Source organism: Kineosporia mesophila (assembly GCF_021129235.1).
GTDB lineage: Bacteria > Actinomycetota > Actinomycetes > Actinomycetales > Kineosporiaceae > Kineosporia > Kineosporia mesophila.
The window spans coordinates 174504-189516 of record NZ_JAJOMA010000014.1 but is presented as its reverse complement, the minus strand read 5'-3'; the positions used below and the strand labels follow the sequence as shown (position 1 = coordinate 189516).

16 protein-coding genes are annotated in these 15013 nt (G+C 70.8%); 9 read left to right on the top strand and 7 right to left on the bottom strand.

Features of this window, described 5'->3' with window-relative positions; all coding sequences use genetic code 11:
• Positions 1-144: 144 nt before the first annotated feature.
• Complete coding sequence (locus LR393_RS20740) at positions 145-1410, bottom strand: mechanosensitive ion channel family protein (protein WP_231485727.1); 1266 nt, start codon at positions 1408-1410, stop codon at positions 145-147.
• A gap of 258 nt (positions 1411-1668) precedes the next feature.
• Here LR393_RS20740 and LR393_RS20735 point away from each other — a divergent pair, with 258 nt between their 5' ends.
• Positions 1669-1827 carry a hypothetical protein gene (locus LR393_RS20735; protein ID WP_231485726.1) on the top strand — a complete coding sequence of 53 codons (159 nt, stop codon included), beginning with the start codon at positions 1669-1671 and terminating at the stop codon, positions 1825-1827.
• 127 nt (positions 1828-1954) lie between these two features.
• Here the strand turns inward: LR393_RS20735 and LR393_RS20730 are convergent, their stop codons facing one another.
• The gene (locus tag LR393_RS20730; RefSeq protein ID WP_231485725.1) at positions 1955-2581 is read right to left on the bottom strand and encodes a YczE/YyaS/YitT family protein; all 627 of its coding nucleotides are present in this window, start codon (positions 2579-2581) and stop codon (positions 1955-1957) included.
• A gap of 148 nt (positions 2582-2729) precedes the next feature.
• Between LR393_RS20730 and LR393_RS20725 the strand changes: the two genes are divergently transcribed.
• The 3 genes from LR393_RS20725 to LR393_RS20715 are packed head-to-tail and all read left to right on the top strand — an operon-like array spanning position 2730 to position 5524.
• Positions 2730-3293 (top strand): family 1 glycosylhydrolase, encoded by a 564-nt coding sequence (locus LR393_RS20725; protein WP_231485724.1) that lies wholly within the window; start codon positions 2730-2732, stop codon positions 3291-3293.
• Entirely contained in the window at positions 3290-4504 is a 1215-nt protein-coding gene (locus LR393_RS20720) for an MFS transporter (RefSeq protein WP_231485723.1), read from the top strand. The genes LR393_RS20725 and LR393_RS20720 overlap by 4 nt, the downstream gene beginning before the upstream one ends.
• Before the next feature lie 45 nt (positions 4505-4549).
• On the top strand, positions 4550-5524 hold the full coding sequence (locus LR393_RS20715; protein WP_231485722.1) for a phosphotransferase family protein: 975 nt from the start codon (positions 4550-4552) through the stop codon (positions 5522-5524).
• Here the strand turns inward: LR393_RS20715 and LR393_RS20710 are convergent.
• On the bottom strand, positions 5521-6663 hold the full coding sequence (locus LR393_RS20710) for a DUF2332 domain-containing protein (protein ID WP_231485721.1): 1143 nt from the start codon (positions 6661-6663) through the stop codon (positions 5521-5523). The genes LR393_RS20715 and LR393_RS20710 overlap by 4 nt on opposite strands.
• Before the next feature lie 88 nt (positions 6664-6751).
• Entirely contained in the window at positions 6752-7315 is a 564-nt protein-coding gene (locus tag LR393_RS20705; RefSeq protein ID WP_231485720.1) for a TetR/AcrR family transcriptional regulator, read from the bottom strand.
• 80 nt (positions 7316-7395) lie between these two features.
• Between LR393_RS20705 and LR393_RS20700 the strand changes: the two genes are divergently transcribed.
• Positions 7396-8493 (top strand): zinc-binding alcohol dehydrogenase family protein, encoded by a 1098-nt coding sequence (locus tag LR393_RS20700; protein ID WP_231485719.1) that lies wholly within the window; start codon positions 7396-7398, stop codon positions 8491-8493.
• On the opposite strand, the gene LR393_RS20695 is transcribed toward LR393_RS20700, so the two are convergent.
• A complete protein-coding gene (locus LR393_RS20695; RefSeq protein WP_231485718.1) occupies positions 8483-8935 on the bottom strand; it encodes a MarR family winged helix-turn-helix transcriptional regulator in 453 nt (150 codons plus the stop codon). The two genes, LR393_RS20700 and LR393_RS20695, sit on opposite strands and share 11 nt — an antisense overlap.
• Before the next feature lie 119 nt (positions 8936-9054).
• Here LR393_RS20695 and LR393_RS20690 point away from each other — a divergent pair, with 119 nt between their 5' ends.
• Positions 9055-10884, top strand: coding sequence for a flavin-containing monooxygenase (locus LR393_RS20690; RefSeq protein ID WP_231485717.1), 1830 nt, complete (start codon positions 9055-9057; stop codon positions 10882-10884).
• Complete coding sequence (locus LR393_RS20685) at positions 10881-11867, top strand: SMP-30/gluconolactonase/LRE family protein (protein WP_231485716.1); 987 nt, start codon at positions 10881-10883, stop codon at positions 11865-11867. Before LR393_RS20690 ends, LR393_RS20685 begins: the two co-directional genes overlap by 4 nt.
• Positions 11868-11916: 49 nt before the next feature.
• Here LR393_RS20685 and LR393_RS20680 read toward each other — a convergent pair whose 3' ends face one another.
• Complete coding sequence (locus tag LR393_RS20680) at positions 11917-12858, bottom strand: helix-turn-helix transcriptional regulator (RefSeq protein ID WP_231485715.1); 942 nt, start codon at positions 12856-12858, stop codon at positions 11917-11919.
• A 55-nt stretch (positions 12859-12913) separates the two neighbouring features.
• On the opposite strand from LR393_RS20680, the gene LR393_RS20675 reads away from it, so the two are divergent.
• Positions 12914-13351, top strand: a complete 438-nt coding sequence (locus LR393_RS20675; protein WP_231485714.1) for an EVE domain-containing protein — start codon at positions 12914-12916, stop codon at positions 13349-13351.
• 16 nt (positions 13352-13367) lie between these two features.
• On the opposite strand, the gene LR393_RS20670 is transcribed toward LR393_RS20675, so the two are convergent.
• Positions 13368-14333, bottom strand: a complete 966-nt coding sequence (locus tag LR393_RS20670) for an NADPH:quinone oxidoreductase family protein (RefSeq protein WP_231485713.1) — start codon at positions 14331-14333, stop codon at positions 13368-13370.
• A 196-nt stretch (positions 14334-14529) separates the two neighbouring features.
• Here LR393_RS20670 and LR393_RS20665 point away from each other — a divergent pair, with 196 nt between their 5' ends.
• Positions 14530-14970 (top strand): hypothetical protein, encoded by a 441-nt coding sequence (locus LR393_RS20665; RefSeq protein WP_231485712.1) that lies wholly within the window; start codon positions 14530-14532, stop codon positions 14968-14970.
• Positions 14971-15013: the final 43 nt, after the last annotated feature.

Genomic DNA, 15013 nt, shown 5'->3' with positions numbered 1-15013 from the left:
GGTGTACCGGGTGAACCAGGTGTACACAACGTCGGTGAGGGCCTGGCTGCGGATCTGCGGAGAGCCGGTGGCCGGGCGCTCATGAACGACCACGGCGATCGGAAACGTGTCCGACGGCCGTGGTCGGTCCGGAACCTCTTCCGGCTAGAGCTCTTCGGGCCCCGGCACCGTGAACGAGGCCGAGAAACCGGCGGCGTTCAGGTCGAGGAAGAGCCGGCGCCGCAGCACCGCGAGCGCCTGCTGCCGGGAGGTGTCGGACACCCGCGCCGTCACGCGCAGCACCACGTGGTCGTCACCGGCGTTGATCAGGCCGGCCAGGTGGCTCTGGGTCAGGACCGGCACGTCGGCGTCCTCGAGCAGGTCGCGCAGGTGGGCCAGGTCGTCGAGGTCCTTGGGGGTGAAGGCGAGGGGCTGGGTGTCGACCATCTCGGCGGCGGACGTGACCGTGGCCAGGGTGGCGAAGGCCTTCTGCCGGGCGCCGGGCACGAGTACCGGCAGGATCTCGGCCAGGGTGCCGGCCACCGCGCCGGCCTTCAGCGGGTTCGGGGAGGCGGCCGAGGCGAGGTCGCGGTCGAGGCGGTCCAGGCTCATCCGCACCACGCGTTCGGCGGCGGCGAGGCGCCCGGCGGCGCTGGTGTCGGGTGACCCCTCGCCGAAACCGGCCCGGATGTCGAGGGTCAGGTGCGACTGGGCCTGCGTGCGGTTGCCGAGCCGGTCGATCTTGCTGTGCCGCACGTGCCAGATCGTGCCGTCGCGGCCGCGTAGTCGCGTGGTGCGCAGCCCGATCTCCTCCACCACGCCGGTGGCGCCGAGGGTGGTGTCGATGTAGTCGCCGATGCCGTAGGTGTCCTCGGCGAGGACGAAGAGGCCGGCGATGATGTCGCGGCCCAGGCCCTGGGCGCTGACGGCGGCGACCACGCCGAGCAGGCCGGCGGTGAAGACCCCGGCCTTCGACAGGCCGGTGCCCTGCACGAAGAGCAGGACAGCCACCATGGCCAGGGCGGCGGAGGTGAGGTGGGACAGCAGCGAGGCGATGGCCCGTGCGCGCTGCTTGCGCCGTTCGGTGAGGGCTTCCTCGCGGGTGTGGGGGCGGCGCCGGATGGTCTGCCACAGCGTCTGGAGGCTGCCGCGGTCGGGGGAGGCGCTGGTGGCGATGCGGTCGGCGACGGCCTTGAGCAGGCGGTGCGCGATCAGCCGGACCACCAGCAGCAACGCGAGCAGGACGACGGCCTTGACGGTGAAGTGGAGCAGCGTGTCACCGGCGCGCAGCAGGAGCTGGGTGAACGCGCCCGGGCCGTCCTGAGCGGCGTCGGAGACCTGGTGCCAGAGCTGGGTGGGTGTGGGGGAGGGTGACGGTTCTGCCGCCGTCGCCGACTCGGAGCCGGCCACGGCGGGTGCTGCGGGAAGCACGAGGTTCCTTTCCGGCCCGGTTCGCGCGGAGCCGGGCGTGGAGGCGCATCAGGTTTCTGGGTGGGGGCACCGTCGCCACGTCAAGCTAACCATAAATGTTACAGCGGTATTTCACGAATTGCGGGTGCCCCTGAAAGTCCCTGTCCGGCAATGCTTTCGGAAATGACCGGATGGTTTTGACGCGCCTCCCGAAAGTCCCTCTGGTGTGGATGTTTACCGGTCTGCGAGGATCCCTTGTAGCGTTTTCCGGGGAGATTCATGTCTGGCTCCCGGCTGGTGGCCGACAGCGCCGCGCGGATGACCGCGGCGGGCGGCGCCGTGATGGTGCTGACCCATCTGGCCGGCGGCCGGGTGGTGCGTGCCGTCGTGGCCGGGCTCGATCTCGATGCCGGCCGCGCCCGTGCTGAGCTGGGGTGAAGGACCGGGCCCACCGCACCGGCCGGGCCTCACGCACCACGCCACCACCACGATGCGGGTGGGCGCGGACGGCGCGCTGAAGCTGGTGCGTTCGGGAGCAACGGACGAGGTGGTCGCCCGCCGTCGATCAGGCCGGTTGCGGGGTGCGGTCGTAGACCAGTCCGGGCACCCGGCGGGTGGCCAGGTCGATGGCCGGGCCGAGCACCAGGATGACCAGGATCGTGCCCGGCCCCACGGCGCCGCCCAGCAGCCAGCCGACCAGCGCGCCGCCGCCCTGAAGAATGCTGTAGCTCCAGCGGAACGGCACGGGCGGGTCCCAGGCCAGGGCCGCGGCCTCGGCCGGACCGGCGCCGGTGCCACTGCCGAGATAGCCGGCCACGCCGATGGCCAGCACCGGCACGGCGGCGATCAGCATCACGATCCGCACCACCATGCTGTCCGGGGTGTCCAGCCAGGCCAGCAGCAGGGAGACGGTCAGCCCGACCACCACCGGCTGGGTGACCGTGCCGAGCCCGGGACGGGTGCCGCGCAGCCAGGCCATGATCACGAAGACCACACCCACCGAGATGTTCACGACCATGAACGGCAGACCGCTCGTGTCGGTGAGACCGCTGATCAGGGTGGAGTATCCGTCGGACCCGAGCGAGGCGAGCAGGAAGAGCGCCACGCCCGCGCCGAGCACCACGCACGATGCCACGAGATGGAAGATTCGGCCCGGAGTGATGATCGGGCGTTCGGTGCTGCTGTCGTTCACGCTTCTCGAGACCTTGGGGTGACACGGGCCAACGGAGCATACCCGAGCCGTGTTCGATGACCCTCCGTCATGGACAGCTACCGGTGACGAAAGGGAGGATCTTCCCGGCGATGACGTGATCATGGACGGCGACGGCCCGAGGAGCGCGGTGGACCTGCCACGGAACATCGTGTTCGGCGGCTCGGGCCCCGCCAACGGCCCCGGCCTGGACTTGTATGACCAGCTCGTCGACCGGCTGCCGGCGGTGGGGATCCAGCCGATGGTCACGCTCCACCGCGGGGATCTACCCCAGGGGCTCCAGGACGCGGGTGGCTGGCTGATGCGCGACACGGCCCTGCGGTCCGGGGAGTACGCGCAGATCGTGGCCGGTCGCCCGGGCGACCGGGTGATCCACTGGTGCCCGGTGAACGAGCCCCACGTCATGACCCCGCGGGGCCACGCGCAGACCGAGCTCGCGCCGGGCCGGGGCCTGCTGTCCCGTATCGGCTCCCTCGACGCGCACCTGCGGGCCGTCGCCGATGCGGTCGACCGGGGTGTGGACGTGCGCGGCCACCGCTGCTGGTCGCTGCTGGACCACTTCGAGGGGGCCGACGGGTGGACGCAGCGGTTCGGCCGGGTGCACGTGGACTTCGAGACCCTCGGGCGCACCCCGGAGCGATCCTTCGCCGGGTACGCCCAGAAGATCCGGGCCCACCGCGAAAGCGCGCCGTGAGCCGAGAGGTTCCCCGCTCCTGGGTGGCGGGGCTGGTGCTGGTCAGCATCGGCATGTGGTCCGGCCTGTTCGGCCCGATCCAGGTGCTGCTGGCCGAACAGGCTCAGGCACTCGCGCCCGGACACAAGGAGGCGGCGCTCTCCCTGGTGACGGGGGTCGGCGCCGCCGTGTCGACCGTGCTCAACCCGATCTGGGGCGCCTTCTCCGACCGCACCACCCTGAGCCGGGGGCGCCGCCTGCCCTGGGTGCTCGGTGGCGCCGCGGGCGGGGTCGTCGCGATGCTGCTGCTGTCGGGAGCCGGCTCGATCCTGGAGATGACCCTCGCCTGGGCCCTGGCCCAGGCCGCCCTCAACGCCATGCTCGCCGCGATCACCGCGACCGTGCCCGACCAGGTGCCGGCCGGCGAGCGCGGAGGCGTCGGGGGAGCACTCGCCGTCGCCCAGACCCTCGGCGTCGTGGCCGGGACCGGGATCGCGGCCGCCGCCGGCAGTACCACCGCCGGATACCTGGCCCTGGCCGGGGTTCTCGTCGTGACCACCACTCCCTACGCGCTCAACCCGCGCGACCGGGCCGTCGGGCGGGAGGAACGTCCACCCCTGGCTCTGCGGGACTTCTGGGTGTCACCGCGCCGGCACCCGGATTTCGCCTGGGCCTGGATCACCCGGTTCCTGATGAACCTCGGCAACGCCCTGCTCATCCTCTACCTCCTGTACTACCTGAAGGATGCCGTGGGCCTGTCCGACGACGAGGCCGACGGAACGGTTTTCGCCCTGACCGCGGCCTACGGTCTGTGCACGGTGGTGACGGCGTTCGTGAGTGGGTACTGGTCGGACCGGGCCGGACGGCGCCAGGTCTTCGTGATCTGGTCGGGCCTGATCACGGCGGCCGCGCTGCTGCTGTTCGCCCTGGCCCCGACGCTGGGCCCGACCCGGCCGGCGGTCTGGGTGGGAGCGGTCGTGCTGGGCATCGGCTTCGGTGCCTACACCGCGGTAGATTTCGCCCTCGTGACCCAGGTGCTGCCCACCGCCGACGACCGCGCCCGGGACCTCGGCGTCATCAACATCGCCACGGCCCTGCCCCAGGTGCTCGCCCCGGTCCTGGCGGCGGGTGTGCTGGGCCTGGGCCTCGGCTACACCGGCCTGTACCTGCTGGCGGCCCTGGTCAGCGTGCTGGGATCGGTGCTGGTGGTGCGGATCCGGTCGGTGGTCTGACAGCGGGTCTTCCGGGGAGAACCGGAACGGAGAGGTGGAGATCTGGTGGAGAGCATCACGAAGAACCGGCAGTCGCCGGCGACGCTGCGGGCCCTGACGGCCCGCGCCTACGGGGACGGGCTGGTGCCCGCGGGGGACGGCTGGGTCCAGGAGCTGGGACACGGGTGGTTCAACGTGGTCTATCTGATCCGGCTCGTCGACGGGCGGTCGGTGGTGCTGAAGATCGCGCCGCCGCCGCACATCGAGGTGATGAGCTACGAGAAGGAGGCCATGGCCACGGAACTGGCGGCGCTGCAGCTGATCCGGGACAAGACCGAGGTGCCGGTGCCGACGGTCGACTTCGCCGATCGTAGCCACGAACTGTGCGACGCTGACTACTTCTTCATGTCCTACGTGGACGCCGACAACTTCGGCATCCTGCGGCAGGAGGGAAGGCTGTCGCCGGAGCACGAGAACGCCTACCGGGAGGCGGTGGGCGCGCTCAACCGTGAGCTCAACGAGGTGCGGGGGCCCTGGTTCGGGGCGCTGGAGGGGCCGGGGCACTCCACCTGGCGGGCCTGTTTCACCGATCTGCTCGAGGGTGTGCTGGGTGACGGCGAGCGCCGCGATGTTGATCTGGGGTACGGGTACGACGTGGTGCGCGAGGCGGTCGCGGCCCGGGCCGGCACCCTCGACGCGGTGACCGAACCGCGCTTCGTGGAATGGGACCTGTTCCCCAACAACGCGATGGTGCGTGACGGGAAGATCGTCAGCGTCATCGACCACGAGCGGGCCTTCTACGGGGACCCGCTGATCGAGGCCGGTTTCGTCGGGCTGGACCTGCCGGGGGTCTTCGGTGACCCGGCGGCCTTCCTGCGCGGTTACGGGTGGGGCGATCTCACCGACGACGAGCGGCAGCGGCGCTGGCTGTACAGCCTGTACCTGGTGCTCATCATGATCATCGAGACGAGCTACCGCGGGCACACCACCACGACGCAGTACGACTGGTGCCGCGAGCGGCTGGTGGAACTCATGGGCTAGCCGGCTGTCCAGGAGAGCAGACGTCCCCGGGACCAGCAGCGGCCCAGGGCCTCCCGGTGCGGGGACGAGCCGAACAGCGCCAGCCCGATGATGCTGTGGCCGGAGGCGGGCCGGTCGCCGAAGGCCGGGATGCCCGGGGCCACGCCGACCCCTTCCGCGGACACCCAGGCCACCGGGCGCCCGGCCACTTCGAGGTGCTTCAGGAGACGGTGGCGCTTCTGCGGCCGTTGACGGGACAGGGCCCAGGTGGTGGTGACGATCGGGAGGACGCCGGTGGGCACCTGGGCGAGGGCGTCGGGGAGCAGGTCGAGGGCGTCACCCCGAAGGACATGCGGTGTCGTGCGGGCGGTCAGGGTCAGCTGGGCCTGGAGGGCGGTGGCCTGGTCGGGTCGGTCGGGGGCCAGGCAGGCGTGCAGCCATCGGGCGTCGTCGGTGGCGGAGCGGGTGTCGGAGCGGGTGGCGGAGCGGCTGTCGGTGTCGGCGGGGAGGTCGAGGGGATCGGGGTCGATGCCGATCCGGGTGACCACCTCGGGGAAGACGCGTTCGGGGAGGGGGCGGTCGCCCACGATGCGGCTCGAAAGCTGCACCGGCGAGAGGGGATCGCCGCGGACCTGACCGTTGTCGTAGGTGATGCCGCACCGATCGACCTGGAGATTCAGGCCCGTCGAGCAGTCCACATCGATCAGTGCCACTGACGGGGCGCCGGCTCGGTGGGCCGCCTCGGCCACGGCCGGGTGGAGCACGGCGCAGCGGGCGGTCTCGAGGGTCCGGACCCGCCGGGCGGCAGCGATGGCGGCGACCGCGGCGGTGTGACGCAGCAGGGTATCGACGGCGACCTGATCGGGTTGGCCGGGAAGGCTTTCCGGACCAGCACGGCCGACTGGGGCGGCGTAGATCCCGGCCAGTTCCGGGGCCTGTCCGGAGAGTGCGAGGTCGTGGAGCGCGGCCAGGATCAGCGCGGGCTGCCGTCGGCGCGCGGGTGCCTGCTCGATCGCGCGCAGTGCCTCGCCCGACGAGCTCAGGGCCAGGGCGATGCGGCGGTACAGCGGCGAGGTGGCGTCGTCCTCACCGAAGGCCCGGTAGACCTCGGCAAGGGTCCGGGCGCGATGACCGGGAAGGCCGGCCCCCTTCTTGTTCATGATCAGGCAGAACCTTCCCGGGGAGGTTCTGCCTGATCACGAACGGAGGAGTGCAGGGGACGGGTGGCGAACGTCCGTGGCCACTGCACTAAGCACCGGCCAGGGATTCGCGGAACTCGGCCAGTGTCTTCTGCATCAGCGCCGGAAAGTCGGCGGTGGGGTGGGCTATCCACTCGGCCGCGGCGACGGGAAAGATCGACAGGGCGGCCTGGGCCGCGAAGGTGGCGATGCGTTCCGGAACGCCGCGGCGACCCAGCACCTGAGCCACCGACACCACCATCCCGGCCGACTTGACCAGGTCGCGCTCCTGGAGTTCCGGGGTGACCGCGAGCACGGCGATCCGGGCCTTGGCGAACTCGTAGTAGGGCGCCAGCTCCAGCCCCGCGTGGGTGAGGGCCAGCACGACGGCGTCGATCGGCCGCAGATCCGGGTCGGCGGCCGCCAGATGGCCCAGCACGCTCTCCTCGAACATCTGGGCGTTCGCGAAGAAGACCTCGCGCTTGTCGGCGAAGTGGTTGAAGAACGTGCGCTTGGTCAGCCCGGCCCGGTCGGCGATCTGCGCCACCGTCACCTCGCCGTACCCGCGTTCCTGGAACAGATCCATGGCCGCCTGCTGCAGACGCCCGCGAGCGTCCGGTTCCCACCGTGCCATGGCCTGATCCTACTGCGATTGCACTTGGTGCAGTCACATGCCATTCTTGATTGCACCAAGTGCAATCACGAGGAGTCGTCATGCCGTCCCACCGCGCCGCCTGGATCCCCGCCCGCAACCGTCCTCTCCAGGTCGGACCCGCGTCCTACACCACTCCCGGACCGGGGCAGATCGTCGTCCGCAATCACGCCGTCGCCCTCAACCCGCTGGACTGGGTCATCCAGGTGGCCGGCCGGGTGGCCTACACCTGGCTCACCTACCCGGCCGTGCTCGGCGCCGACCTGGCGGGCGAGGTGGTCGAGGTGGGGGCCGACGTGACCCGCTTCCAGCCCGGTGACCGGGTGCTGGCCCTGTCGGTCGGTACCGACAAGGACGCCGACAGCGCCGCTCAGGGCGCGTTCCAGGAGTACACGGTGGCCGAGGAGCGGCTGGCCAGTCCACTGCCGCCGGACCTGTCCTACACCGACGCCGCGGTGCTGCCCCTGGGGCTCTCCACCGCGGCCTGCGCGCTCTTCCAGAAAGACCACCTGGCCCTGCCGCACCCGACCGCCACGCCGCCGCCCTCGGGTAAGACGGTGCTGGTCTGGGGCGGCTCCACGAGCGTGGGCGCCAACGCGATCCAGCTGGCCGTGGCCGCCGGGTACGAGGTGATCACCACCGCCTCACCACACAACGCCGACCGGCTGAGGGACCTGGGCGCGGCCCGGGTGTTCGACTACCGCAGCCCGACGGTCGAGGCGGACATCGTCGAGGCCTTCGCCGGCCGTGAGTTCGCCGGGGCCCTGGCGGTCGGGCCCGGATCGACGCCGGCCTGCATCCGCATCGCCGGGCAGTGCCGCGGCAACCGTCTCGTGTCCATGGCCACGGCCCCCGTGACGTTCGAGAACGGTTTCTCCCTGCCCCGCGCGGCGACCGGGATGATCGGCGGCATGGTCAGCTGGCAGTGGGCGGCCTGGCGGCGCGGGGTGCGGCTGAAGTTCGTCATCGGGTCGGACCTGAAGAAGAACGAGGTGGCCCCCGCGATCTTCCGGGACTTCCTGCCCGACGCGCTCGCGGAGGGCCGCTACCGGCCGTTCCCACCCGCGTCCGTTGCCGGCAGCTCTCTGGACGATCTGCAGCACGCGATGGATCGGCAGCGCAAGGGCGTCTCCGCGACCAAGCTCGTGGTCACTCTCTAGCCGCGAAGACCCGGGCCACCGCCTGCATTCCCTGGGTGAGCGCACGCAGGTCGTCCAATGACAGGTATTGCAGAGTCTGGTCGTCGAACTCCGGTCGGGCACTGACGATCCGGTGCAGCGCGTCGCGCCCGAGCGGGGTGACGTGGATACGGCGCACCCGGCTGTCGGAACTGTCCACGTCGCGCTGCGCGGCCCCCTGGGCTACCAGCCGGTCGATCATGGTCGACATCGAGGCCATGGACACCCCGAAGCTGTCGGCCAGGCCCCGCACGGTCAGGCCGCCGGGTGTGGTCGCCAGCATGGTGAGCACCTTGAGCTGCGCGAACGTCATGTCGGTGTCGAGCAGCGGGCGCATGGTGCCGGGCAGGAGGGAGTTCTCCATCGCCACCCGGGCCTCCCCGAGCGCCTGGAGCAGCCGATCGCGTTCTTCCTCGCCGTTCACGGACGTCAGTATGCAACCAGTGGCAAATGGTTAGGGCGATGCTAACCTTTTGGCGACCGACGGTATCGAGCAACGACGTGCCGGGCGGAAGGCCTGGCGTGTCGGGATTGAGGACCTGCGTGGCTTCTGCGGCTGGCATCGACATCGGGGCAGTGGACATCGAGGTACGGGAACTCGAAAGACTGCGGGCCAAGTACGCGCACGAACGTGATCGTCGCCTGAGAGCGGAAGGCGTGGCCCAGTACCGATCGGCGACGGGGAAGTACGGGTACTACGCGAAAGACCCTTATACGCCGACGATCGAGCGCAGACCGGTGGACGACCGGGTGGACGCCCTGGTGGTCGGCGCGGGTTTCGGGGGCCTCCTGACCGGGGCCCGGTTGCGGGAGACGGGGCTGGAACGGATCCGCCTGACGGACGAGGCGGGTGACGTCGGCGGTACCTGGTACTGGAACCGGTATCCCGGGATCCATTGCGACATCGAGGCTTCCGTCTACATGCCGCTGCTGGAAGAGGTCGGCACGGTGCCGACCCGGCGGTACGCGCCCGGTGAGGAGATCCGACGCCATGCGGTGGCGATCGCCGAGCACTACCGGCTCTACGAGCACGCCCTGTTCCAGACCCGGGTGACCGCGCTGACCTGGGACGAGGAGAACGACGAGTGGGTGGCCGGGACCGATCGCGGCGACGTGGTGCGGGCCCGGTACGTCGTCGTCTCCCAAGGCACCCTGACCCAGCCGAAACTCCCCGGCATTCCCGGCATCGACACGTTCCGCGGGAACACCTTCCACACCAGCCGCTGGGACTACGCCTACACCGGGGGCACGGCCGAGGGCGGCCTGACCGGGCTGAACGACAAGCGGGTGGCCGTGATCGGCACCGGGGCGACCGGTCTCCAGGTGGTGCCGCACGTGGGCCGAGACGCCCAGCACCTCTACGTCTTCCAGCGCACCCCCTCCACCGTGGGGGTGCGGGACAACCGCCCGCTCGCCGAGAACTGGCCGGCGTCGCTGAAACCCGGGTGGCAGCGCGACCGGATGAACAACTTCCTGGCCGCGGTCACCGGGGAGCCGGTGGACGAGGACCTGATCCAGGACGGGTGGACGAGGACGGCCCGCCTGCAGCGGACCTACCTCGCCGGTGTCGTGGACACCTCGGTGCCCGAACCCGAGCGCCAGTTGACGGACGAGATGCTGGACGCGCGGGCGATGAACGAGATCCGGGCCCGGGTGGACGAGGTGGTGAGCGACCCCGCGGCGGCCGAGAAGCTCAAGCCCTGGTACCGGTACATGTGCAAGCGGCCCGGTTTCAGCGACGAGTACCTGCCCACCTTCAACCGGCCCACCGTGACCCTCGTCGACACGGCCGACACCGGGGGCATCACCCGGATGACGGAGACCGGCGTGGTGGTGGGGGAGGACGAGTACCCCGTCGACTGCGTCATCTTCGCCACCGGGTTCGACGTGGGCCGGTCCGGGGTCGTCACCGGGGCGCTGCCGGTGATCGGGCGTGGGGGCCGCGCGCTGCTGGACACCTGGCGCGAGCACGGGCCGCAGACCCTGCACGGCCTCTACAGCCCGGGTTACCCGAACCTGTTCCTGCTCGGGTCGATGCAGAACGCGAATGCGGTCAACTTCGTGCACATCCTGCAGGAACAGGCCGATCACATCGGTGCGGTGGTGGCCCGGGCGGCCGAGACCGGGGCCCGGTGCGTGGAACCGCGGACGGACGACGCGGTGGCGTGGGTGCGGACCATCGAGGAGGTCTCGGCGGACACCACGGCCTTCCAGGCCGAGTGCACCCCCGGCTACTACAACGCTGAGGGCAGAACGGTTGCGGCCCGGACCTATTCACCTGGACCGGTCGCCTTTCACCGGCTGCTGCGCGAATGGCGGGCCGAGCATCTCGATGACGTGCTGGTGCCGTCCGCGCAGAGCGGGACCCGATGAGCCGGGGATGGCCGGCCCTGGGAATGGTGGCCGTTCTGGTACTGAGCGGTTGCGGTTCCGAGGTCGCGGCCGGAGCTGACCCGGACGGACGGCGACTGCTCAAGGTCAGCGACGTGCACGAGGCCACCGGCATGACCTTGCTGGAGGGGCCGGTGTTCACCCCCGACGGCTCGCTGCTCGTGGTGGACGTCACCGCGCCCGCCGGTGAGCCCAAGGTGCTGACGATCGACGTGAGGAAGCGCTCGGTGAAGGGATTCCTCACCGATGCGAGCAGCGCCTGGACCTCGGCCCAGATCAGCCCGTACGACGGCCGCCTGTACCTGACCGACTTCGCGGCCGGAGCGATCGACAGCATCAGCCTGGACGGCGATGACCCGCGGGTGTTCTTCACCGGCCAGGTCGACGGCGCCGTGATGAAGCCCGACGACCTGACGTTCGACCCGGAGGGCAACCTCTACGTCAGCGACACCACCGGCCACGACGAGCCGGGCGGGCCGGACCAGGGCCGCATCGTGCGGATCGACCGCGACGGCCAGGAGGCCACCGTGCTCGCGGACGAACTGCCCGCCCCCAACGGCGTCTCGTTCGACGCGACGTACGAGGGCCTCTGGATCAGCGAGTACTCCGGGAACCGCATCGACCGGCTGGGTCTCACGGTCGGTGGGAAGGCCGTCGCCACGCAGTACCCGGCCGTGCGGGTGGACGCGGGGCTCGCCCAGGTCGACTCGAACGCGGTGGACGCGTCGGGGAACGTCTACCAGATGTTCCACCGTCAGGCCCGGGTCATGGTGTTCGGCCGCAACGGCGACCACCTCGACACGATCGACCTGCCGGTGCCCGACGACGGCGACTACTCGGCCACGAACCTGGCGATCCGACCGGGAACGAAAGACGCGTACGTCACCGTCAGCGGTCCGTCCGGTGGGTTCGTGTACACCTTCCGGGCCCGCGACCGGGGGGTCCGGCAGTCCAACGGCGGCTGACCGGTCGATGCGGTGAGGGGTGCGGCGCCGGAACCAGGTGCCGCGCCCCTCACCTGCGGTAGAGCTCGCTGACCCGCCGGCCCAGATCCGCGAACTGCTCCCGCAGTTGAGGGGGATCGAGGATCTCGAGGTCGTCCCCGTGCGCGAGCAGCGCCTGCGCGGCCGCCAGAGCCGGGAACCGCACGACCGTCTCGACCCATTCCCCGTCGTGAACCTCGTCCTTCATCGGTTCCTGCCCGTGCATGCGCAGCACCCGGCCGATAATGCGGCTCCGGACCCGCACCCGCACCGGCACCGTCTGCAGGGAACCGGTGAAGTCGCGCTGCAACGTGTCCCAGGCGGTCGCCAGGTCGAAACCGGCGCGGCGGTGGGCCGGGGTGTCCAGCACCGTGACGGCGCCGATCCGGTCGGCACGGAAAGTCTTGAGGATCTGCCGGTGTTCGGCCACCAGATGCCAGACCCCGGCCTTGTGGACGAGTCCCAGGGGATCGATCGTGTACGTGCCCCCGGCCGGCCCGTACCGCATCCGCACACGACGCCCCTCGAGCACGGCCGTCTGCACGCTGCCCAGGTGCTCGGGCCGGGTGTCGGCCGACCGCCAGCGGGTGGGATCGACGAGGATGCGCTCGCGGATCAGGCCGGCGGTGTCGCGCTGGGTCTCGGGCAGCGAGGCCAGCACCTTGCGCAGGGCCGGCCCGATCGCGCCGCCCAGACCCAGATCGGTGTGGGCGGTGCTGGTCATGAGCACGAACAGGGCGCTCGACTCGTCGGCGGTCAGCCCCGGGACCTGCGTGCGGTAGCCGGGCAGCAGGGCGATACCCCCGCTGCGGCCCCGTTCGGCGTAGACCGGCACCCCGGCCGACGAGAGGGCCTGCGCATCACGGTAGATCGTGCGCACCGACACCTCGAGCTGCTCGGCCAGATCGGTGGCCGAGCGCGGGCTGCGGGCCTGCAGGAGCAGCATCAGTGCGAGCAGGCGGTCGGACTTCACGGATCCACGTTAATACCTGACACGTCCTGGCAGGTATTCGGCCGAGGATGGAGTCATGGACATGGAACAGGCCTGGATGGGAGTCGTCTCCGCGGAGCACGCGGCGATCGGTGCGGAGAAGGGGTGGATCCAGCTGAATCACGGCAAGCGGAACAATCTGCGGCGCCTGCGCCGTGGTGACGGGTTCGTCTTCTACTCGTCGAAACAGCGCATGAGCGACACGAAACCGCTGCGGGCGGTGACGCAGCTGGGGGTGGTCGCCGACGACGAGCCGTATCAGGCCGACGAGATGATGAGTATGGGCGCGCACGGCACGTTCCGGCCGTGGCGGCGCGACGTGGCATTCGAGCCGGTGACGCCGGTGGCGATCGCCGACGTCGTCCTGGAGCTCACCAGCGCGCCGAACTGGGGCTACGCGCTGCGGTACGGGCTCGTGCCGCTGAGCCTGGCCGACTTCGAGACCCTGCGCGGGGTCATGAGCCAACCCTCATGACCCCGCCGCGAGCGTCTTACGGCTGGATGACGACTTTGCCGAACACCGCCCGCTCCTCGAGCAGCGCGATCGCCTCGGCGGCCCGCTCCAGCGAGTAGATGCGGTGCACGGGCGGTTCCAGCACGCCCGACTTCAGCAGGGGCATCAGCCGGTCCCACTCACGCCGCCAGGCCTGCGGGTACTTCGTGGTGAAGGCGCCCCAGCCCACGCCGCGCACGTCGACGTTGTTCAGCAGCAGCCGGTTCACTTTCACCGTCGGGATGCTGCCCTCGGTGAAACCGACCACCAGCAGGCGGCCCAGCGGCGCCAGGCAGCGCAGCGAGTCGGTGAACCGGTCGCCGCCCACCGGGTCGACCACCACATCGACCCCCGCGCCCGCCGTGTAGGAGAGCACCGCGTCCTTGAAGCCGTCGGCCAGCACCACCTCGTCGGAGCCCAGCTCCTTGACGAACTCCGCCTTCTCGGGCGTCGAGACGACCGAGATCACCCGGGCGCCGAGCGCTTTGGCCAGCTGGACGGTGGCCGTGCCGATCCCGCCGGCCGCACCGTGCACGAGCACCGTCTGGCCCGGCAGCACACCGGCCCGGGTGTTCAGCGCGAACGACATGGTCAGGTAGTTCATCGGCAGGCAGGCGCCGGTGACGAAACCGGTCTTGCCCGGCAGCGGCCCGACCATGCCCACCGGCGCGGCGACGGTCTGCGCGAACGCGCCCGTCGTAGTCGCCGCGGCCACCCGGTCACCGGCCACGAACCCCGAATCGGGGGACGCCTCCCGCACGGTGCCCGCCACCTCACCTCCCAGCACGAAGGGGATTCCGGGCCTGTGCTGGTAAAGGTCCCGGCTCAGCAGCACATCGGGAAAGTTCACCCCGGCTGCCTCGACGTCGATCAGGACCTCGCCCGGGCCGGCGACCGGCTCCGGCACCTCGCCGATCTCCAGCGCCTCGGGGCCGCCCGTACTCGTCACGCGAACTGCGCGCACTATCTCTCCTTTGTCCGGCTGCTGACCCCAGCCTGCCAGGGCCGGGCGGAAAAGAAATCCGGGACGGTGTGCGGATCGCCACCCGGTCGGCTGCCGGTCGGGGGGGCATCTGGACTCGCAGAGGTGGTGCGGTGGGGGGAGGGTGGCCCGTGGCCGTGATGCGACAAAAAGGATATTGCGGTCACAAGGATCTGACATGGAGGCAGCCTTGACCAACCTCTTCTTCACCCAGCGAGCCGCTCTGACCGGTGCCGTGGCCCTGGCCGCGATCGGCCTCGGGGCCCCGGCGGCGCAGGCAGCCCAGGCGGCCCCGGCCGCCCAGGCGCAGGCGTCCCCCTGCGTGCAGAAGGTGACCGTCGTGAACAACGGCGGTTTCACCCTGTCGTTCGCGCTGTCCACCCGCGAGGGTTCGCTGACGGCCTCGACCGACACGTACGCGATCAACCAGTCCCGCACGATCGATCTGAACGCCACCGAGATCGCGCCGGGTGCGGACGTGCGCCCGGTGGTCAGCGCGACCGCGGGTGACACGGTGCCGGGCAACGTGTTCGTCTCGTACTGCGAGAACGGGCAGAACGCCACCTACACCGCCTCGGGCACGACGCTCGACTACAGCGTGACCCTGCTGGGCGGCTGAGCGAACGGTGAGGGGTGTGGCCGCACGGCCGGGCGGCCACACC